We start from the raw sequence: 18,686 nt of genomic DNA on the forward strand, positions 1-18,686 counted from the left end.
GTACTTAAATAAATTTAAACTTAATAAAATTGTATTATATGTGGCTGATTAAAATCATTATTTTCATCCTTCAGGATGAAAATAATGATTTTTGTTTAGTTGGTCATTAAAGGTTTAAATTTATTTAGTTTAAGGGAGTGAGGATTATGTTTCAATTCTCAAAGAAATTATTATTGATATTGATTCTGTTGAGCTTGATATTATCTATTGGGATAGATAATATTACTCATGCTAGAGATATTGAAGAGCAGTTTGAGGAGTACTATCGAGGTAAAGTTTTATCTGTTCAAGAGTTTGTACATGATGAGTATTCTAGGATGATTCAACAAAAGGCGGAGGTAGTGATAACGACTGGCCCACATCGTGGAGAAAGAATAACTGTTACTAATAATTATGAAAAAGGAAGTACATATTTAAGTCTTTATTTAGAAGAAAAACAAGATGTGATCTTGGTTTCAAGGGATACAAATGGGCGAGTTGATCAGATTCAGTTACATGATGTTGCTCGGGATCGAGGGTTATTTTATTTAACTGCTATATTTTTGTTATTATTGCTGTTAGTTGGAGGAAAGGCTGGTTTGAAGACGATTATAACCTTAGCCTTTGCTGGAGTGATTATTGCTAGGTTTATGTTACCATTATTATTAAGAGGTTATGATCCTATCTTTATAACTTCTATTTCTGCAATTATAATTATCATCCCTAGTTTATTGATTATTGGGGGATTTAATGAAAAGTCTGTAGCAGCAATTATAGGTACGGCTACTGGGGTGGCAATAGCTGGTATTTTGACTTTGTGGGTGGGAGAAGTATCACATTTGACCGGTTTTAATAGTGAAGAGGCTATGATGTTATTTAATTTGGAGCAGGATATAAATATTAGAGGGTTGTTATTTGCAGGAATAATAGTTGGTTCTTTAGGGGCGGTTACAGATGTTAGTATGTCTGTGGCATCAGCTATTTCTGAAATCAGTAATAGTAACCCTTCCTTGAGGGTTCATAGCTTAATGATTGGGGGATTGAATGTAGGGCGTGATATTATGGGAACTATGGCCAATACATTATTACTAGCTTATGTAGGTAGTGCAATACCTTTATTATTATTGTTATTGGGTGTAGAGATGCATTGGATGAGAATTATTAATATGGATATTATAGCTACAGAATTTGTACGAGGGATTACAGGTAGTATTGGTTTGATAATCTCGATTCCTGTTACGGCTTTTATAGCAGCTATATTAAGTGCAAGAAAAAGCTAGAATTAAAATATGAATGATAGTAGTAGATAGTCACTACTATTTTTTCTTTGAGCAAGGACTTTTGGTGGTTTGTATTGAAGTATTTCATATTAAAGATTAAAAGTTTTGAAGGAGGAGTTAGCTTGATATGATTGATTTATCTAATGCTCTAAAACGGGGGTTTAAAAAGGCTTTTATTACTTATCTTGATTTAATAAAAGTAATTGTTCCAGTTTATGTCTTAGTAACTTTTTTTAGACATTTTGGTATAATTGATTATTTAGCTGGGATTTTTAGTCCGATGATGCAGCTGTTTGGATTATCAGGAGAGGCTGTGGTTGTGTTATTGACCGGATACTTTTTAAATCTATATGCAGCTATAGGAGCAATTTCAGGTTTGCAGTTAGGAATTAGAGAGATTACAATTTTGGGTACTATGTTAGGGTTGGCCCATAGTTTAATTATAGAAGGGGCTGTAATGAAGAAGATGCGGGTTAATGTTTTAACTTTAATTATACTAAGAATAGTAGCCTCTTTAGCAGTAGGAATTATTTTAAACTTAATACTATAAGTCACTATAGGAGGATTAGTATGGATTGGTCAGCGATGTTTAGGGATATGTTAGTAGGTAATTTAGATATGTTAACGGATATTGCTAAGATTATTTTTCCGTTATTAATTGGAATTGAACTAGCAGATGAATTAGGAATTTTAGATAAGGTTTCACAATTATTCACTCCTGTTTTAAAGTACTTTAATTTGCCATCAGAAGCTGGTTTACCTTTAATTGTTTCTCAAATTTTTGGGATTACATATGGAGCGGGAGTAATCATTAGAATTGTAGATGAGGATAAACTTTCAACAGAAGAATTGATGAGTTTGGGTATATTTTTAGCAATCTGTCATGCAGTTATAGAAGATACATTATTATTTATTGCTATTGGTGGTAGGGGAGTAATTATGTTGGGAACAAGGATTCTTTTAGCTATTTCCTTAACATATATATATAGTAATTATTTGGTTAGTGATAATATAAAAGCAAACTCTGGATTAAGTCAAACTGCTGTCAAGGAAGGTGTGAGGAGTTATGATTAATAGTTCTACTAAATTAGTAGGTTTGTTAGGGGATCCAGTTGAACATTCCAAATCGCCATTAATGCATAATGCTGTTTTGGAGAAATTAGGTTTAAATTATCGTTACTTAGCTTTTCAGGTTAAGTCTGAAGAGGTTAAAGAAGCATTAGAGGGGATTAGAGCTTTAGGAATCAAGGGAGTTAATGTTACTATTCCTCATAAGGAAGCAGTTATAAATAACTTAGATGATCTGTCTAAGGAAGCTGAATTAATTGGGGCAGTTAATACGATTGAAAATAAAGAGGGAAGATTGATCGGACACAATACAGATGGACAAGGGTTTGTTAGGGCTTTAGCTGAAGAAGTAGGATTTAGTGCTCAAGGCAAGAAAATCTTAATCATCGGTGCAGGTGGTGCTGCTAAGGCTGTTGCTTTTCAGTTGGGTTTAGAGGGGGCGGATGAATTATATGTAGCTAACCGTACTTTTGAAACTGCAGCTAATTTAGCAAGCAATCTTGAAGAAAAATTGAATTTATCTAAGGTAGAAGCATTAAGGTTAGAAGAGGAATACTTGAAGAATAATTTACCTAAGCTTGATTTAATTGTTGATACTACTCCAATTGGAATGTATCCTCAAATTGATGTAGAACCGGTTATAGGAGATGAATTAATAGAAAAAGCTTCTTTGGTAACTGATCTGGTATATAATCCTGTGGAGACTGTATTACTAAAAAGGGCTAAAAAGTTGGGAGTAAAGACTGTTAGTGGTTTAGGGATGCTTATTTATCAAGGAGCAATTGCATTTGAAATTTGGACTGGCCAAGAAGCAGACGTTGAAACTATGAAGGATGCTATTTTATCTCAATTGGAAATTAGAAATTAATTTGTTTAATTAAAGGAGGAGTTTAAAAATGGTTTCAGAGGTGGAGCATCATGAAATAAATATAGGGATTATCGGAGCTGGAGAGGTTGGAGCTGAGTTATTAAGGATCTTTATAGATCTCGATTTTATAAATGTTAAGCAGATTGCAGATATAGATTTGACTGCTCCAGGGATAGAGTTGGCCCAAGAAGTAGGAGTTAATCATACTACGGAGATGATGGATATAATCAATGATCGACAGATTGATTTGATTGTTGAGGTGACTAATTCTGATCAGGTATTGGCTAAAGTAAAAGAGAATATGAGAGATGAGCAGGAGTTGATCAGTGGGGAAAGTTCTTATTTACTCTATTATATTATTGAGATGTATAAAAGAAATCAACATAGTTTATTAGAATCTGTAACTACTCAATTAACAGGAATTTATAATTCTATAGACGATAATTCTTTAGATATTAGCAATTCTATAAACCAAGTAGAGCAGGTAACTAAGAATCTAAATATTTTGGCTATCAATGCTTCAATTGAGGCTGCTAGAGCTGGTAAGGAAGGAAGGGGCTTTTCAGTTGTAGCAAATGAGGTCAAGGAGTTAGCTGAAGAATCACAAGGTTTAGTACAAAACATTGAGGAGATTAACCAAAATATTATTAAATTAAACCAAGAGATTAATCAAGCAGTAAGTAATCTTGAAGGTAAAATGTCAAAAGATATTTAATATTTACTTAATTGGTAGATATACCAATGGCTCAAAACAAGGAAATTGTAGATTTTTATAGAATGATTATTAACTAAAGGAGGGGATTAATATGTGTACAACAGATATCTTTGATTTTTTGCAGCAAAGAAGAAGTATTAGAAAATATAAAGACAAAGAAGTGGAACCAGAGAAGATTGAACGATTATTGGAGGCAGGAGTGTTGGCCCCTAGTGCAGGTAATTCTCAGCCATGGAGATTTAAGGTAATTGAGAATCAAGAGATTATAGAGCAATTAATAGAAGAGACTATGTCTGCTTATAATGCTACTTGGATGTCTAAAGGAACTCCTAAATTGATTGCAGTCTGTGGAAATCACACTAAAATAGTTGATAAGTATGGAGAACGAGGGAAGGATTTATATATAATTCAGGATACTGCAGCAGCAATTCAAAATATATTATTAACGGCACCAACTTTAGGGTTAGGAACTTGCTGGATTGGGGCTTTTAATGAGAAGAAAGCGGAAGAGATTTTAAATCTTAACTCTCCTCTTAGAATCTATTCTTTTATTACTGTAGGCTATCCAAAAGAAAAATTAGGGCCAAGGACTTCCCGAAAGGATTTATCTGAAGTAGTAAGTTATATTAAATAACTACCTAGCTTAAGTTTAAGGTTGAGGTTAAGTCAACAGCTAAGAAGATAATTAAGTAATGAATAATACTTGTAGAGGCCAACTTAAAAAGTTGGCCTCTATTTTTTATTTAGGAAATTATGGGAGTGTGGATAACTTTTTAGTTTTACGGTTTTTAAATGGGTTACTTAGACTCAAACTTAGACTTAAACTGAGTTGCCGGAGGCAACTTTTTTATTTAGAATTCAAAGAGGTAAGATAAAAAAGAATAGAATTAAATTAATCGGTTTAAACTAGCAATAGGTGTTTAGAAAAATGAAAATTTTAAGCTTTGTACCTGGTCGAATTAGATTAAAAATAGCTGAATTGTATAAAGATGATCAATCAGCAGAGATTATGGAAATATATTTGCGAGGGCTGACTGGTATTAAGAAGGTAAGGGCCAACCCAGTAATTGCTACTTTAGTGGTTGAGTATGAGCGAAAGAAGTTAACTAGGGAAGACGTAGTAGGAGCGATTAAAGATTTTGAGGTTGATGATTATTTAAGTTACTTACATGAATATTATACAGATTATTATCAGGCCCAGAGGAACTTTCTTGCTGCTCGAGATAAGACTTTTTTATTTGCTGGAATCTTTTTGTTCTACAAGATTAAAGGTTTGTTATGGGGGAAATCTATTTTAAACAAGAATTTAACCTTTTTAATAGGTGCTGCAATTGTGAGCCTAGTCAGTAGTTATCCAACTTTAAATAAAATTTATCAAAGAATGAATCAGTCTATTACAGAGTTTGCTGATGACTTACTTATCTGGTCAGGGATTTTGTTGACCTTGTTAAGGGAGAGTACAGGATTAGTCTTTTTATTTTTAAAATCGATTACCTCTTTGATTGGAGAATATTCTAATTTACAGTTACAACAGGTCTTATTAAGAAGTGATCGAAATCGTTTGGAATTAGTCTGGTATAACCATAAGCAACAAGAATACTTATTACCATTAAAAGAAGTAGAAAGTGGTGATCTTCTTTCATTTTATGAAGAAGAAATGATCTTGGTTACAGGCACTATTAAGGAAGGAACTGCTATTGTAAGCCTTAGTTATCGAACTGGGCAACCAGAAGTAAAAGAGCTAAAGGAAGGGGCCAAAGTTGCTCAGGGGATGCTTCTTTTAGCTGGAGAAATAAAGGTGGAAGTTGATCAAGTTTCAATTGAGCGAGAAGTTAAGTCAGAGCAAGTAAAGATGCAGTTGCGAGAAGAGGTTGACACTTATCAACAGCAATCCTTGTATACTGTTTTTAGTTTAGCAATCTGTAGCTATCTAATCACAGGAGCTTTGGTTGGCCCGTTGAGTGTGTTATTAATAATGTCTCCTAGTGCAACCGAGGTCGCTTTAAATGCTGGGTTAGCTAAGTATGCCAAGTTATTATTAAAGAATAATATTATGTTAAAAGATGTTAATAAAGTTGAAAAGATCATAACGGTTGATAATATTGTATTCGATAAGACTGGAACATTGACCTCAGGAAGATTAGAAGTAGTAGAGATGGAATTGAGTGATGATGCTTATTGTTACGAAGATTTAAAGTTGGTCTGTCAACAAAGGTTTGATTTGGTTGAACAGGATCGGATTACTTCAATGACACCTGCTAAGAATGCTGAATTATTGTTGGTCAAGGAATTAAAATTTGTAGGTCAATATTTGATAGTTGATATAGGTACTGCTGATAAACTAATAGGTAAGGTAAGATTAAGAGAGCAGTTGTGTTCTGGAAGTAAGGAAGTTATTGCTCAGTTGAAGAGAAGAGGAATGAAAGTAGAATTATTAAGTGGAGATAGGATAGCAAATGTAGAGCATATTGCTCATCAATTAGAGATAGAAGAATATCATGGAGAGCTGACAGCTCAAGATAAAATGGATCAGATTATTAACAAAAATAGAAATACTATTATGCTAGGGGATGGAATAAATGATTTAGCTGCTATGGAGAGATCTGATTTGGGTCTGACATTTAATCAATCTGAATGTAAGGAAGTAGTAGCTTCAGCAGATTGTATTTTGTTAGATAAAGATTTGAACTTGCTTTCTAAATTATTAGTTTTATCAGAAGAAAGTTACCGTCAGATAAGATTCAATATAGTTGTGGGCCAAGGGTTTAGCCTATTGCTTGGTTCAATTGCTCTCTTTGGTGCTATCAACCCATTTTTAGCTAAGAGTTTAAGTACCTTAAACTCAATTCTAGCTATTTTAAATAGTGCAAGAATTTTGCAGATTGATCCTAAATCTATTGTAGATGACAAAAGTGAAGGAGTTGATCTTGATCAAGAAAATATTCAACTTATTGAGCGGTAAAGGTATCTTATTTTCGGTAGGTTTAAGTTTAGCAGGATACTTATTAGGGCCTTTATTAAAGGAGATGTTAGAGAATGATCAAGTTACTAAAGAAGATTTTACTGAGTTGACTGCTCAAGAAAGAGAGTTATTTTTAAAGGATAAAGACAGTTTAAAATAAAAAGCACTCCTGCAATTGCAGGAGTACTTTTTTTTGAGAGAGGTAAGTTTTAATTAGCAAGTAGTTGTAGGTTGAGTTATATCTTGTCGCGGAGTAGAGTGAATTAAATTGATTAAGCCAGAGATAGATAGAATAATAATCCAATCAATCAACTGTAAAGGTACAGTACCGAAAAGTTGCATTAATGGTGAAAAATAAATGCTGATCAGCAACAGTAAACAAGAGGTTGTAACTGCTGGGACTATATACTTATTGGCTTTAATCGGTTTATTCCTACATTGAAAAACATGGATCATTTGATTAATTACTAAGTTAGCATAAGCAAGGGTGCTAGCTTTGGTCAGATTGCCGGTAGTAAAGTAGTTAGTTAGATATAAGCCCGCTGTACTAGTTCCCAATAAGAAGCCTTTAAATAGTATCTCTGATAAGAGATTCTGATCAAGAATACTCTGTTGTCCATCTCTTGGTGGCTGTTTCATATTATTTTGATCTGCTGGTTCAATCCCTAATGATAAGGCGGGGAAGCCTTCGGTAATAAAGTTGATCAGTAACAATTGACTAGCAATTAAAGGTGGTGGCAAACCTAAAAGTGCAGCAGTGAAAATAGCAATCGCTTCGCCAATATTTCCAGCTAAAACATATTTTAAGAACCTTTTAATATTACTGCTGATACTTCTGCCCTCTTTAATGGCATCTACAATTGTAGTGAAATTGTCATCAGTTAAGACAATAGCTGATGATTCTTGGGCTATATCAGTTCCAGTTTGGCCCATAGCAATACCGATATCTGCTTCTTTGATGGCCGGAGCATCATTGACCCCATCACCTGTCATAGTAACTACATGACCTTTCTTCTTTAAGGTCTTAACAATTCGTAGCTTCTGTTGAGGTGATGTCCGGGCAAAGATTGAAATCTTATCAATTCTGTCAGCTAATTGTTGATCAGAGAGATTGTCTAATTGTTGGCCCGTCAAGATCTGATTTTTTTTGGTTGATTCTAATAAATTAAGTTTTTTACCAATAGCTTTTGCTGTTCGTTTATGATCTCCAGTAATCATTATTACTTTAATTCCTGCTTGATGGCATTGCTTAATTGCATCCTTAACTTTAGGACGAGGAGGATCGATCATACCTGTTAAGCCTACAAAAACCAGATTTTCCTCAATTATATGATCAGTAGTTGGTTTATAATCTAATTTTTTGTAAGCAAAGCCCATTACCCTCAGCGCTTTATTACCCATTTCTTGTACTTGCTCAGTTATCTTTTTCCTATCTTTTGTAGTTAATTTTCTGACTTGCTCTCCATCAAAAATTTTGGAGCATTTGGCAAGGATGACATCTGGTGCCCCTTTAACATTGATTGAATAGTTATTAGAGTCATCTTGGCAAATAACTGTCATTTTTTTTGCTTCTGAATCAAAAGCAATCTCTTCTTCGCGGGTATAACAATCTAAATCTGCAATCTCTAAATCTGCTTTTTGAGCTAATACCCGCAGAGCGCCTTCAGTAGGGTCACCAATAATCTTTAAAGAGTCATCATTCTTTTCATATGATGTGTTATTACATAATGAACCTATGGTTAATAGTTGTTTTAAATCTTGTTGGTGTTGAGGGTTGATAGTTTCTTGATTACAATAAAATTCCCCTGTAGTAGAATAGCCTCTACCTGTAATTTTATACTTATGATTGATAGTTTGGACTTCTGTTACAGTCATCTGTCCTGTAGTTAAAGTTCCTGTTTTGTCTGTACAAATAATATCGGTACAGCTTAGATTTTCAGTGGCAGATAGTTGTTTTACGATAGCTCCTTTTTCTGCTATTTTTTTAACTCCAAAAGCCAAAGAGATAGTCAAGACTGTGGCCAATCCTTCTGGAATAGCCCCAATAGCTAAACCTAGTCCTGTCTTGATCATCTGGATTAATGGTTGACCAGTTAAGAGACCGGTAATTACAATTCCACTACAAATAGCTAAACAAGAGCAAGTAATATTTTTAGCCAATTGCTCCAAATCTCTTTCTAAAGGAGTAGATTGTTGCTCAGATGTATTAACCTTTTGAGAGATATAACCCATCTGGGTATGGTTACCTGTAGCTACTACAATAGCTTTTGCCCTTCCTTTAACAATACTTGTACCCATAAAGGCCATATTCTTTCTGTCTGCTAATGGCCTAGTGGATGTATAGTCAATCTTATGGGTTTTAGAGATAGCTTCTGATTCTCCGGTTAAGGTTGATTCATTGATTTTTAAATTAGAGCTATCAATCAATCGAGCATCAGCGGGGACGATATCTCCTGTTTCCAAAGAGATAATATCACCTGGGACTAATCTTTTAGAATCGATACTTCTTGTTTTATTATTTCTAGTTACTTTAGTTTCTGTTTCAGAATATTTCTGTAAAGAAGCTAATGATTTATTGGCTTTAAATTCTTGCCATGACCCTAATAATGCTTCTAAAATTGTAATAGCTAAGATGATTAAAGCATCACCAAATTGGCCTAATAGAAAAGAAGTAAGGCTGGCTCCTAATAGTAATTTGATGATAAAATCTTTAAATTGGTCTAAGAATAGTCGCCAAAAGCCCTTTTTTTTCTGTTGGTTGAATTGGTTTGGCCCTAGATTTTCAATTATTTGTTGGGCTTGTTCTGGTTTTAATCCTTGCTCAGGATCACTATTTAAAGTTTTGATGATTTGTTGTAGGGTTAGTTTATACCATTCTTTCTGTTTAGGTATTTCACTAGAAGTTTTAGTTGTCTCAACTGAATCTTGTTCTAAGGTAGGAGCGACATGATTAATTACTTTTCTTTCTTTTAAATTTTTATATTTTATTAGTAGATAACTCAATTTTTTAATAATTGCTTTGGCTGAAACTTGATTAGGCTGATAATAGATTAGGATAGAGTGGCTATAGATGTTAGTTGTTATTCGATTAATACCACTAAGCTTAAGCAATAATTGCTTGATTTTTTGGGCTAAAGAGTTATTTTGTTTAATTTCCTTGCATTTAAAGCGGATTCGACCTGGTAGATAAGAAACAATATTTGGTTGGTAAACAACTGAGTTTTCTTCATTAATAATGTAGTCACTCCTTTCCCTACTTTCTTATCAAGTAGTATTACCTAGATTGGTATTTGAATACACAGAAATAGAGTTAGAAGCAGGAAAATCATAAGTAATATTTTCCTGGAAGCCATGATTGAATATTTTATTTTTTTTAGTTTATACTATCAAATAGTATAGAATGGTTAAGTTTAAGCCTGAGTAAATTAGAATTAAGTTTAAGTTTAAGTCTAAGTCTAAGTAAGAGCTAAACCCTTATGTTTTTAGTGGTTGACTTAACCTCAGACTCAGCCTTAAACTTAAGCTATATATCAATATAGATCAACTTTCAGTTGTTATTCTATTAAGAGCAAAAGTTAATTTAAAAGGTTTTAACTATCCACTATCAATTATCAACTATACACTATAAGAGTTGTGAGGGAGGATTATAAATGAAAGAAAAGATAACTGGTGATTTAAATCAAACAATTAGATTGGTTAAAGAAAACTTATTAACTAGTTTTAAATATATCAAAGAGAATCCCGAAGAAAGAAAAGAGGTTATCAATATTTGGAGAGAATATATCAAAAAACTGTGGTCTGAAACTACTAATTTGAGCGAAAAGTATCAGGAAAAAGGAATTGTTAAAGCAATAACCAAAGTGTTTATGTTTGGACGTTAAAAGACTTTAAATCTTTTGAGTTTGCCAGTTTGAATTTAATTATAAATTGTGAATCGAAACGGGGGGGGTTAAATGATTCCTTTAGGTATAGTATATGGAGTTGCTACTTTTTGTGGACTGAAGAAACTAAAAAAGCCAATTAGAAAAGCTGCGGTATCGACTACTAGTCAAGTATTTAGTGCTGCAGATTTGACTAAGGAAGCGGCATATAATTTCAAAGAAGAGGTTGAAGATATTATAGCAGAAGCTCAATATGAGAATATGAAGGGCAACCAGGACTTCTTTGCAGAAGATCTTGACTTAGAAGATGATTTTATGGAACAGGAGTTTAATGATCAGCTAGAATAGGGTAGCTAAGTTAAGAGGGGAGGCAGAAGATGAAGTTTTTAAAGCCATTTGGGACTCAAAACTTTGTGTTAGGTATTGGAATAGCTGCTGCAACTTATTTATTAGGGCCAACTTTAAAGAAAAATGCCAGAAATGTAGCAGTTAAAGGGATGCAGGGAGCATTATCAGCTGGCGGTATGGCTTCGCAAGTGATGGATGATGGAAAAGAGAAGATGTCTGGTTTAGTTGAAAATATGTCAGGTAGACGAGCAGATCAAGAGATGGCTATGATTTATAATGAGTTGAAAGAAGAAAGAGAGCAGATTAAAGAGTTGGTTAGTATTGTAAAAGACCTGCAACAGGAAGTAGCTGATATAAAGAATGAAACAGAATAATTCGAGATCAGTAACCCTGCATCCTAGTTTAGATGCAGGGTTTAGTATTGGGGTCAATAAAAGCAAATTATTATGTATAATATTCCAAAATATAGATAAAATACTAGTAAATTAGTTAGAAGCTAGGTGGGATAGAATGATGGAACAATCTGAACTTGGCAGGCATTATGAAGTTGAAAATGAAATTATTGAAGACTTGGACAAGTTAGAATTAAAAGAAGAGTACTTTAATATTAACAAAGATGAATTAGCTTTAGCATCAATGATAGAAATAGTTGATCTGATCATTAATCAAGCAGTTAAAGCTAAGGTGAGTGATATTCATTTTGAAGTGGTAGGAGAGAAATTGAGGGTTAGATATCGAATTGATGGTTTATTACAAGAGGTGTTGACTTTACCGCAGAAGCTTCAGCCTGCTTTGGTATCAAGAATTAAGATTATGGCTGATTTAGATATTGCTATCAAGAGGGTACCTCAAGATGGCAGAAAGAAGTGGAGTTATAAAGAACGGCAGATTGATTTGAGAATTGCTATTTTACCGACTGTAGCTGGGGAAAAAGTAGTAATCAGAATTCTAGATAAGCAAAATTTGTTGTTTGACTTGGAGGAGTTGGGTTTTAGTTGCCAAATAATTCCCAAGCTTAAAAGGATGATTAATCAATCACATGGGATGATCTTAGTTTCCGGGCCAACAGGCAGCGGTAAGACGACGACTTTATATTCAATTATCAATCAGTTAAACTCTACTACCAGTAATATCATTACTATTGAAGATCCAGTTGAATATCGGTTGTTAGGGATCAATCAAGTTCAGATTAACTCTAAAGTTAATCTCGGTTTTGCGACAGGTTTACGGGCAATCTTACGCCAAGATCCTGATATAATTATGGTCGGAGAAATTAGGGATTATGAAACAGCAAAAATAGCTATTCAGTCATCATTAACCGGGCATCTAGTTTTAAGTACTATCCATACTAATGATGCCGTCAGTTCTGTGATTAGGTTGATTGAGATGGGGGTTGAGGATTTCTTAGTTGCTTCTTCAGTAGTAGGAATTATAGCTCAACGATTGGTACGTAAGATTTGTGATAATTGTAAGGAAGAGTATCGATTGCAGGGGGCTGAGAGTGAGCAATTTTATTTTAAGGAGCAACTGGCAGTTGGTGAGACTTTTTATCGGGGGGCAGGTTGCTTAGAGTGTAATTATCTAGGCTATCAGGGACGGACTGTTATTTATGAAGTTCTAAACTTAGATCATAGTTTAAGGGAGTTGATTACTGAAGGGGCTTCTAGTACTCAACTAAAAAGGTTCGTTCTGGAGCAGGGAATGGAGTCTCTAGTTGAGAGTGGAATCAAGAAAGCCAAAGCAGGAATAACAACTTTAGCAGAAGTGAAGCGAGTAACTTCGCGTGTAAAAACTGAAATTAAGGTGTCAAGTTAGATGGAGTTATTTAATTATCGAGTTATCTCAGCAACTGGGGCTAAAAAGAGGGGTAGTATAGAAGCTAAAGATGAAACTGTTGCAGCTAAAAGATTGAAGCAAGAAGGGTATTATATTATTGATCTTGAAGCTGAGCAGAAGAATAAAGTTAACAAGAATATCTTGGCTAGATTATTTACTACAATAACATATCAAGACCTAACTGCTTTCATGCGTCAATTTGCTACGATGATAGATAGTGGCTTGCCTTTGGCAAGCTCTTTAGCACTCTTAACAGAACAGTTTACTAATTCTAATTTAGGTGCAATAATAAATCAGATTAGAGAAGATGTGGAGCAAGGTAAGATGTTATCGACTGCAGTTGGGAGACATTCTAATATCTTTCCCGATTTAGCAATTAATATGATTGCTGCCGGAGAGGAAGGGGACTGCTTAGCTGCTGTAGTAACTGATTTAGCAACTTATTTTGAAAAGCAACTACAGCTTAGAAAGAAGTTACGAGCAATTTTAGCTTATCCACTCTTTATTTTAGCTGTTGCTTGTGGCTTGTTGGTATTTATCTTTTATGTTGTACTACCTTTATTTACAGAAGTATTTGCTACTTATAATTTAGAGTTACCTTTAATAACCCGAAGTTTATTACAGATAACAGAAATTTTGACTGAATACTGGCTGGTCATCTTACTAGGATTGTCTACTTTGGTAAGTAGCACAGTTATTTATTTTAAAAGTAAGCAGGGACGTTTTTTATTAGATCGATTATTATTGAAAGTACCTTTAATTAATAAGTTAATCTTAAAAATCATGGTAACTAGAATTACAAGAACCTTAGGGACTTTATTATTGAATGGAGTTAGTCTGCTCCCAGCGTTAGTGAGTATAGAAAAGATTGTGAATAATAAGGTAGTTGAACGAAAGTTAAAACGAGTTCAACAGACGGTAAAAGAAGGGGGCAGTCTTCGTAATGCTCTAGAAAGTATCGGACTATTGCCAGAGATGGTATTGCAGATGGTCAGTGTTGGAGAGGAGACTGGTCAGCTAGGAGGGGTATTGCTTAAGGTTGCAGATTATTATGAACAGGAGTTAGAGACGGACTTAGAGTTAATTACTTCGTTAGCTGAGCCAGTATTGATCTTAATCTTATCAGTCATTGTTGCTGGGGTTATTACATCGATCTTATTACCTATCTTTAATTTGATTAATTATCTTTAAAGGGGCGAGAAGGATGAAGAAGTTTTTTAATAATGATGAAGGGTTTACATTAATTGAATTGATGATCGTTATTGCAATCATTGGAATTTTTAGTAGTTTAGCACTACCTCAAGTTGCTGGAGTTAAAGGAGAAGCAGAAAAGCAGGTAGCTTTGAATCAGATTACGAATATTGCAGAAGCGGTAGAGATGCATTATTTGGTCGAGGGTGATTATCCAGATAATAAGGATGATTATAATGATTTACATGGTGAAATTGAGGATTATATCAATCTAGCTACATTAGATGATTTAAATATCGAAAATTTTTCCTATTCTTTATTAGATGATACTGAAGGATTTGAAATTTCATTTAAGATTGATGGATTACAATATTATTATCAAAGTGATAAGGGATTAATTGAAGAAAATAATGAAGATTAATCAACAGCAGGGGTTTACCTTAGTAGAACTGTTAGTCGTTTGTGCAATTGTGAGCGGGTTGTTACTCTTAGTTGGCCCTAAGTTCAATAACTATTTAGCTTATCTTGAATTAGAAACTACGATCAATCAATTAGTCAGTGATTTGAAATGGGCTCGCCAACAGGCAGTTATCAATCAAAAAGTGTGGGGAGTCGTCTTTGATCTGACAGAGAATAAATATTTAGTAGTTGAAGGAAAGTTAGAGCCTCAAGTTATAAGAAAGGTTGAGCTTGAGGAGAAAGTAGCGATTAAAGAAGTCACGTTGCCTGAATATAACGAATTTATAACGGAAAATTTTAATGCGGAGCGAGCTGTCTTCTTTAAGAAATTAGGCAATCTAGCGGGACATAATGGAGCAGTTAAACTTGAGTTAGAGGATTATGGGACACGGAAGATAGTCTATTCTTCTAATGCTGGTGAGCTTAATTTAGAATAGGGGTGTAGTGGTGTCTGAGACAGAAGGATTTACTGTACTTGAGTTGCTAATAGTGATTGTAGTCATTGGAGTGTTGTTAATTCCAGTAGCTAATACGGTAGCTAGTACTACAGAAAAGTTGGCTACTACTTCGCTGATTACTGAAGCTGTTGGGTTGGCCCAATTAAAATTAGAAGAAGAGCGAAAGCAAGAATTTGAGGAGTTGAAGACTACTTCTTATCAACCAGTAGATGAGACTGGTGAATACCAGTATACAGTTGAGGTTGAACAGATTGAAGAGGGTTTAAAGCAGGTACTTATTAGAGTTTATTGGCAGGATGAATTAAAAGTAGAGTTAGAGACATTCAATTCGCGGTTGGTTGAAGGCTGATTCTAATGAATAGATTAATTAGTAAACAAGATGGTTATACTGTAGTAGAGATGATGGTGGTAATTTCAATCTTAGGGATTTTAATTGGTGCCTTGATTGGAATCAATAGAACTTTGCTTACAACTTGGCTGAATAGTAACTTACACTCGCAATTGCAACAAGAGTTGAGGGTCAGTATGAACCAGATAGTAAGTAATTTACGGTCGGCTAAGCAGATAATTACTGTTGAACAGCAAAGGATTTCTTTTTATGATCAGCAATTTGCTGAGCAAGAGATTTATTACAAGTCAGAAGTAGGGTTGGCCCATAATGATGATCTAAATTTGATCAGTAATCGAATCAGTGATCTGAAATTTGAATTGGTGGCTGATGATTTATTAGTTATTAAATTAGTAGCCAAGAAAGATAAGTTAGAAAGAGAGTTACAGACAGGGCTAGTGATCAATAGATAGATTGGGTGAAAGCGATGGTTAGAGGAGAGCAAGGATATATCACCATCTTTGTTATAGTTATTTTGGTTGTGATCGGAAGTTTAATCCCTTTATTTGTACAGTTAGTAACTAATGAATTACAGATTACTGCTAATTATCGACAGATGGTTCAGGAAGATTACTGGCAGGAAGGGTTAGAAGTAGTAGCTGCTCATCAAGTAATAGAAGAATTAACAGAGCAGTTGAGCAATCAATTAGTGACTAGAGAAGAGTTGGCGGCAATTTCTGTAGCAGGGACAGAAAAGATTGAGAGTAAACTATATGATGAAGTAGTTAAGATTGATTATGAAATAGTAGAGATTGTAGATCAAGCTGCTCAAGTTAATTTAAATCTACATAGCCAAGAGATGTTAGAATCATTACCAGAGATTGGTGAAATATTGGCAGAAAGGATAATTAATAATCGTGTTTATCAAGATCAAGCAGAGATTTTAAAGCTTACCGGTATCGGCCAGACGACCTATCAAGATATTAAGGATTATATCACAGTCGAGTCAGCTGGTAAGATTAATCTGAATACTGCCTGTCAGACTGTATTGCAGACTTTACCTGAGATTGGTGAAACTTCAGCTGAAGAAATAGTTGATCATCGTCAACAAGAAGGCAGATATACAGAGGTAGAGGAGTTAAAAGAAGTGGTAGGGATTGGTGATGGTACCTATGAGCAAGTAGAGGATCTAATTACGGTTGAAGCAGGTTTATTGCAGGTCGAGATAGAGCTTGAGCAAGCTGAGCAAAAGTATAATCAACGAATAGTTTTAGATTTAGGAGGTTAAGCAAGGTGTGGTCAAGGAGTAATAATAAATTATCGTTAGGATTGGATATTGGGGATGATTCAGTAAAGTTGGCCCAGTTAATAAGGGGTTCTCAAGTCCCTCAGTTACAGGAGTGTATTATCAAAAAGTTACCCGAAGGTGCTATTCAAGAGGGAGTAATTAAGGAAGAAGATGCTTTAGAAGAAGCTTTGGAGTTGCTTGTAACTGAATATGATTTACAAGGGCAAGAGGTTGTGATAGCTATGTCAGGTAGTGATTTATTTGTTAAAAAATTAAGCTTGCCACAAGTTGAGTCAGAAGAATTAACAGAGATAGTTAAGTGGGAAGCTGAAGATCATCTACCACTTTCTCGGGAGGAGATTGTTTTAGATTACCATATAATTGAACAAAAGAAGACGGAGGTTGAACTACTGTTAGTAGCTATTAAGGAAGAGATTGTATTAGATTATGTTAATTTGATAGAACGGGCTGGCTTGCAGGTCAAGGCTGTGGATATTGAGCCGTTAGCTTTACAAAGGATTTTATTTAGCCCAGAGCAAGCAAAGGATGATCTAATTTTGCTCGATTTAGGAAAAAATAAAACTGAATTCATAGTCTTTAAGCAAGGTGAACTTGAATTCAGGCGTATTCTATCTGTAGGGGGGAGAGATTTTTCTGAGGAAGTTAAGGCTAAAAGTGAGCAGAGTATTAATTTAAGAGAAGCAAGAAGAGTTAAACAGAAGCAAAATTTATTTAAGTCAGAATTGATAACTAATAGTTCAATAACTCTGCTTAAGGAAGTAAAACGGGCGATCGATTATTACCAATTAAAATTTGAAGAAAATACTCAACAACGAATTATTTTAACTGGTGGAGGAGCAAAATTAAAAGGATTGAAAGAATTTTTAGAACAGAAATTGCAATTCAAAGTAGAGGTAGGCAAAGAACTAGCAATGATTGATTTTGATCCTGAAAGATTTGCTAGCCATTATTTACGTGATAAGTTTGTCTTAATAGCAGTCAGTTTAGGTTTAGCAATGAGGGGATTAAAAAATGGTTGATTTATTACCGCTGAAGATAAAAAAAGAGAGAAGGTATAACAGGTATAAAAGAGTTAGCTTGCTTGTTTTATCTTGTCTATTAGTTGCAGTATTAGGCTGGGGGCTATATAGCAATTCTTTAGTTGTTGAATATCAAAAGGAGCTGGAGGAAACTAAGGAGGAAAGTGTTGAGCTATCCTTAGTTGAATTAGAAAGGCTAGAGCAGAGACAGCAAGTAATTGCAGAGGTAGGTGCTGAGCAACTGTTAAGTTACGGGCAGATTGTTGCTGATCTTAATTTAATTATACCTGCTTCGATCTGGATTGAAGAATTTGTGATCACTGCAGAAGAAAGGCTTTTAATTACTGCTAAGGCAACTGATGATCAACAACTACTTAAAGTGATTAGTAGATTGAATAAATATCCTTTCTTTGCTCAAGTTGAGTTGTTAGATACTGAAAGGTTAGCAGATGGAACTATTTTATTAGAGCTTGAAGGAGAGGTTAAAGAATGAAGTTATTAGTAGTTAATAAGAAGATCTATTTAATCTTATTAATTGGTTTGCTAATAGCTAATTATGGAATTGCAAGTTATGTTAGGGCCAATTATAGAGAAGTTTCTAGTTTACAACAGCAATTAAAATTAGAAACAGAAAAAATAGCTCGATTTAAAGAAGGTGATTTTGTTGAGCAGGATCATACTCTATTACCGTCTCAGATTAACTTAAGTGAATTTATAACTAAGCTTGAAGAACTGGTAGCTAAGTCTGAAATTAATTTAATTAATTTTACATCAAATGATAAATTAACAAATGAACAGATAGTTAAGCTGCCTTTAGAGGCTTCTTTTGTTGGGGGTTATAGAGATTTAATCGAGTTTGTTGTGAGTTTAGAGCAACAGGAGAGGTTAGTGACTATTGAAGAGTTAAAGTTAAAGGATACAGAGGAAGATAAATTAAGGATGGATTTATTATTAATTATTTATGCTCTGCAATAAAAAAGTGGTG

Annotated in this window: 22 protein-coding genes; 21 read left to right on the forward strand and 1 reads right to left on the reverse strand. The window is 34.2% G+C overall.

What is annotated here, in order from left to right; all coding sequences use genetic code 11:
• Window positions 1–146: 146 nt before the first annotated feature.
• The 8 genes from MWH28_RS08885 to MWH28_RS08920 all read left to right on the forward strand — a co-directional run bounded on the left by MWH28_RS08885 (window position 147) and on the right by MWH28_RS08920 (window position 7,032).
• The gene (locus tag MWH28_RS08885) at window positions 147–1,259 is read left to right on the forward strand and encodes a YibE/F family protein (RefSeq protein ID WP_248619005.1); all 1,113 of its coding nucleotides are present in this window, start codon (window positions 147–149) and stop codon (window positions 1,257–1,259) included.
• A 127-nt stretch (window positions 1,260–1,386) separates the two neighbouring features.
• Window positions 1,387–1,809, forward strand: coding sequence for a nucleoside recognition domain-containing protein (locus tag MWH28_RS08890; protein WP_248619006.1), 423 nt, complete (start codon window positions 1,387–1,389; stop codon window positions 1,807–1,809).
• A gap of 20 nt (window positions 1,810–1,829) precedes the next feature.
• Entirely contained in the window at window positions 1,830–2,333 is a 504-nt protein-coding gene (locus tag MWH28_RS08895) for a nucleoside recognition domain-containing protein (protein ID WP_248619007.1), read from the forward strand.
• Window positions 2,326–3,195: a shikimate dehydrogenase gene (gene aroE / locus MWH28_RS08900; protein ID WP_248619008.1), complete on the forward strand. Its 870-nt coding sequence runs from the start codon at window positions 2,326–2,328 to the stop codon at window positions 3,193–3,195. Before MWH28_RS08895 ends, aroE begins: the two co-directional genes overlap by 8 nt.
• A 28-nt stretch (window positions 3,196–3,223) precedes the next feature.
• Window positions 3,224–3,910 carry a methyl-accepting chemotaxis protein gene (locus tag MWH28_RS08905; protein ID WP_248619009.1) on the forward strand — a complete coding sequence of 229 codons (687 nt, stop codon included), beginning with the start codon at window positions 3,224–3,226 and terminating at the stop codon, window positions 3,908–3,910.
• Between the two features lie 91 nt (window positions 3,911–4,001).
• Window positions 4,002–4,544, forward strand: coding sequence for a nitroreductase family protein (locus MWH28_RS08910; protein ID WP_248619010.1), 543 nt, complete (start codon window positions 4,002–4,004; stop codon window positions 4,542–4,544).
• A gap of 294 nt (window positions 4,545–4,838) precedes the next feature.
• The gene (locus MWH28_RS08915) at window positions 4,839–6,872 is read left to right on the forward strand and encodes an HAD-IC family P-type ATPase (RefSeq protein ID WP_248619011.1); all 2,034 of its coding nucleotides are present in this window, start codon (window positions 4,839–4,841) and stop codon (window positions 6,870–6,872) included.
• A complete protein-coding gene (locus MWH28_RS08920; RefSeq protein ID WP_248619012.1) occupies window positions 6,838–7,032 on the forward strand; it encodes a hypothetical protein in 195 nt (64 codons plus the stop codon). The genes MWH28_RS08915 and MWH28_RS08920 overlap by 35 nt, the downstream gene beginning before the upstream one ends.
• A 53-nt stretch (window positions 7,033–7,085) precedes the next feature.
• Here the strand turns inward: MWH28_RS08920 and MWH28_RS08925 are convergent, their stop codons facing one another.
• Window positions 7,086–10,109, reverse strand: coding sequence for a cation-translocating P-type ATPase (locus tag MWH28_RS08925; RefSeq protein WP_345894766.1), 3,024 nt, complete (start codon window positions 10,107–10,109; stop codon window positions 7,086–7,088).
• Window positions 10,110–10,522: 413 nt separating this feature from the next.
• Between MWH28_RS08925 and MWH28_RS08930 the strand changes: the two genes are divergently transcribed.
• From MWH28_RS08930 to pilO, 13 genes are all read left to right on the forward strand, one after another.
• Window positions 10,523–10,753: a hypothetical protein gene (locus MWH28_RS08930; RefSeq protein WP_248619013.1), complete on the forward strand. Its 231-nt coding sequence runs from the start codon at window positions 10,523–10,525 to the stop codon at window positions 10,751–10,753.
• 72 nt (window positions 10,754–10,825) lie between these two features.
• Window positions 10,826–11,101 carry a DUF1490 family protein gene (locus MWH28_RS08935; protein ID WP_248619014.1) on the forward strand — a complete coding sequence of 92 codons (276 nt, stop codon included), beginning with the start codon at window positions 10,826–10,828 and terminating at the stop codon, window positions 11,099–11,101.
• Window positions 11,102–11,130: 29 nt separating this feature from the next.
• The gene (locus MWH28_RS08940; RefSeq protein WP_248619015.1) at window positions 11,131–11,475 is read left to right on the forward strand and encodes a hypothetical protein; all 345 of its coding nucleotides are present in this window, start codon (window positions 11,131–11,133) and stop codon (window positions 11,473–11,475) included.
• Between the two features lie 139 nt (window positions 11,476–11,614).
• Window positions 11,615–12,916 carry a GspE/PulE family protein gene (locus MWH28_RS08945; RefSeq protein ID WP_248619016.1) on the forward strand — a complete coding sequence of 434 codons (1,302 nt, stop codon included), beginning with the start codon at window positions 11,615–11,617 and terminating at the stop codon, window positions 12,914–12,916.
• Window positions 12,917–14,128 carry a type II secretion system F family protein gene (locus tag MWH28_RS08950; RefSeq protein ID WP_248619017.1) on the forward strand — a complete coding sequence of 404 codons (1,212 nt, stop codon included), beginning with the start codon at window positions 12,917–12,919 and terminating at the stop codon, window positions 14,126–14,128. It begins immediately after the preceding gene.
• Between the two features lie 13 nt (window positions 14,129–14,141).
• Entirely contained in the window at window positions 14,142–14,549 is a 408-nt protein-coding gene (locus MWH28_RS08955; RefSeq protein ID WP_248619018.1) for a type II secretion system protein, read from the forward strand.
• Window positions 14,539–15,024 (forward strand): GspH/FimT family pseudopilin, encoded by a 486-nt coding sequence (locus MWH28_RS08960; RefSeq protein WP_248619019.1) that lies wholly within the window; start codon window positions 14,539–14,541, stop codon window positions 15,022–15,024. The genes MWH28_RS08955 and MWH28_RS08960 overlap by 11 nt, the downstream gene beginning before the upstream one ends.
• 10 nt (window positions 15,025–15,034) lie before the next feature.
• Window positions 15,035–15,394, forward strand: coding sequence for a type II secretion system protein (locus MWH28_RS08965; protein WP_248619020.1), 360 nt, complete (start codon window positions 15,035–15,037; stop codon window positions 15,392–15,394).
• Window positions 15,395–15,399: 5 nt separating this feature from the next.
• On the forward strand, window positions 15,400–15,846 hold the full coding sequence (locus MWH28_RS08970; protein ID WP_248619021.1) for a PulJ/GspJ family protein: 447 nt from the start codon (window positions 15,400–15,402) through the stop codon (window positions 15,844–15,846).
• 14 nt (window positions 15,847–15,860) lie between these two features.
• Window positions 15,861–16,661: a helix-hairpin-helix domain-containing protein gene (locus MWH28_RS08975; RefSeq protein WP_248619022.1), complete on the forward strand. Its 801-nt coding sequence runs from the start codon at window positions 15,861–15,863 to the stop codon at window positions 16,659–16,661.
• 5 nt (window positions 16,662–16,666) lie between these two features.
• Window positions 16,667–17,701: a type IV pilus assembly protein PilM gene (gene pilM / locus MWH28_RS08980; RefSeq protein WP_248619023.1), complete on the forward strand. Its 1,035-nt coding sequence runs from the start codon at window positions 16,667–16,669 to the stop codon at window positions 17,699–17,701.
• Complete coding sequence (locus MWH28_RS08985; protein WP_248619024.1) at window positions 17,694–18,194, forward strand: PilN domain-containing protein; 501 nt, start codon at window positions 17,694–17,696, stop codon at window positions 18,192–18,194. The genes pilM and MWH28_RS08985 overlap by 8 nt, the downstream gene beginning before the upstream one ends.
• The gene (gene pilO, locus MWH28_RS08990) at window positions 18,191–18,676 is read left to right on the forward strand and encodes a type 4a pilus biogenesis protein PilO (RefSeq protein WP_248619025.1); all 486 of its coding nucleotides are present in this window, start codon (window positions 18,191–18,193) and stop codon (window positions 18,674–18,676) included. The genes MWH28_RS08985 and pilO overlap by 4 nt, the downstream gene beginning before the upstream one ends.
• Window positions 18,677–18,686 lie beyond the last annotated feature (10 nt).

Source organism: Natroniella sulfidigena (genome assembly GCF_023223645.1).
Classification (GTDB): domain Bacteria; phylum Bacillota; class Halanaerobiia; order Halobacteroidales; family Halobacteroidaceae; genus Natroniella; species Natroniella sulfidigena.

Excerpts from the sequence above, each read along its gene's own strand:
- pilO (WP_248619025.1), top strand. The coding sequence starts at position 18,191 with ATGAAGTTATTAGTAGTTAATAAGAAGATCTATTTAATCTTATTAATT.
- MWH28_RS08935 (WP_248619014.1), top strand. The coding sequence starts at position 10,826 with ATGATTCCTTTAGGTATAGTATATGGAGTTGCTACTTTTTGTGGACTG.
- MWH28_RS08885 (WP_248619005.1), top strand. The coding sequence starts at position 147 with ATGTTTCAATTCTCAAAGAAATTATTATTGATATTGATTCTGTTGAGC.
- MWH28_RS08975 (WP_248619022.1), top strand. The coding sequence starts at position 15,861 with ATGGTTAGAGGAGAGCAAGGATATATCACCATCTTTGTTATAGTTATT.
- MWH28_RS08960 (WP_248619019.1), top strand. The coding sequence starts at position 14,539 with ATGAAGATTAATCAACAGCAGGGGTTTACCTTAGTAGAACTGTTAGTC.
- MWH28_RS08985 (WP_248619024.1), top strand. The coding sequence starts at position 17,694 with ATGGTTGATTTATTACCGCTGAAGATAAAAAAAGAGAGAAGGTATAAC.
- MWH28_RS08945 (WP_248619016.1), top strand. The coding sequence starts at position 11,615 with ATGGAACAATCTGAACTTGGCAGGCATTATGAAGTTGAAAATGAAATT.
- MWH28_RS08950 (WP_248619017.1), top strand. The coding sequence starts at position 12,917 with ATGGAGTTATTTAATTATCGAGTTATCTCAGCAACTGGGGCTAAAAAG.
- MWH28_RS08905 (WP_248619009.1), top strand. The coding sequence starts at position 3,224 with ATGGTTTCAGAGGTGGAGCATCATGAAATAAATATAGGGATTATCGGA.
- MWH28_RS08890 (WP_248619006.1), top strand. The coding sequence starts at position 1,387 with ATGATTGATTTATCTAATGCTCTAAAACGGGGGTTTAAAAAGGCTTTT.
- MWH28_RS08970 (WP_248619021.1), top strand. The coding sequence starts at position 15,400 with ATGAATAGATTAATTAGTAAACAAGATGGTTATACTGTAGTAGAGATG.
- MWH28_RS08915 (WP_248619011.1), top strand. The coding sequence starts at position 4,839 with ATGAAAATTTTAAGCTTTGTACCTGGTCGAATTAGATTAAAAATAGCT.
- MWH28_RS08930 (WP_248619013.1), top strand. The coding sequence starts at position 10,523 with ATGAAAGAAAAGATAACTGGTGATTTAAATCAAACAATTAGATTGGTT.
- aroE (WP_248619008.1), top strand. The coding sequence starts at position 2,326 with ATGATTAATAGTTCTACTAAATTAGTAGGTTTGTTAGGGGATCCAGTT.
- MWH28_RS08955 (WP_248619018.1), top strand. The coding sequence starts at position 14,142 with ATGAAGAAGTTTTTTAATAATGATGAAGGGTTTACATTAATTGAATTG.
- MWH28_RS08940 (WP_248619015.1), top strand. The coding sequence starts at position 11,131 with ATGAAGTTTTTAAAGCCATTTGGGACTCAAAACTTTGTGTTAGGTATT.
- MWH28_RS08895 (WP_248619007.1), top strand. The coding sequence starts at position 1,830 with ATGGATTGGTCAGCGATGTTTAGGGATATGTTAGTAGGTAATTTAGAT.
- MWH28_RS08910 (WP_248619010.1), top strand. The coding sequence starts at position 4,002 with ATGTGTACAACAGATATCTTTGATTTTTTGCAGCAAAGAAGAAGTATT.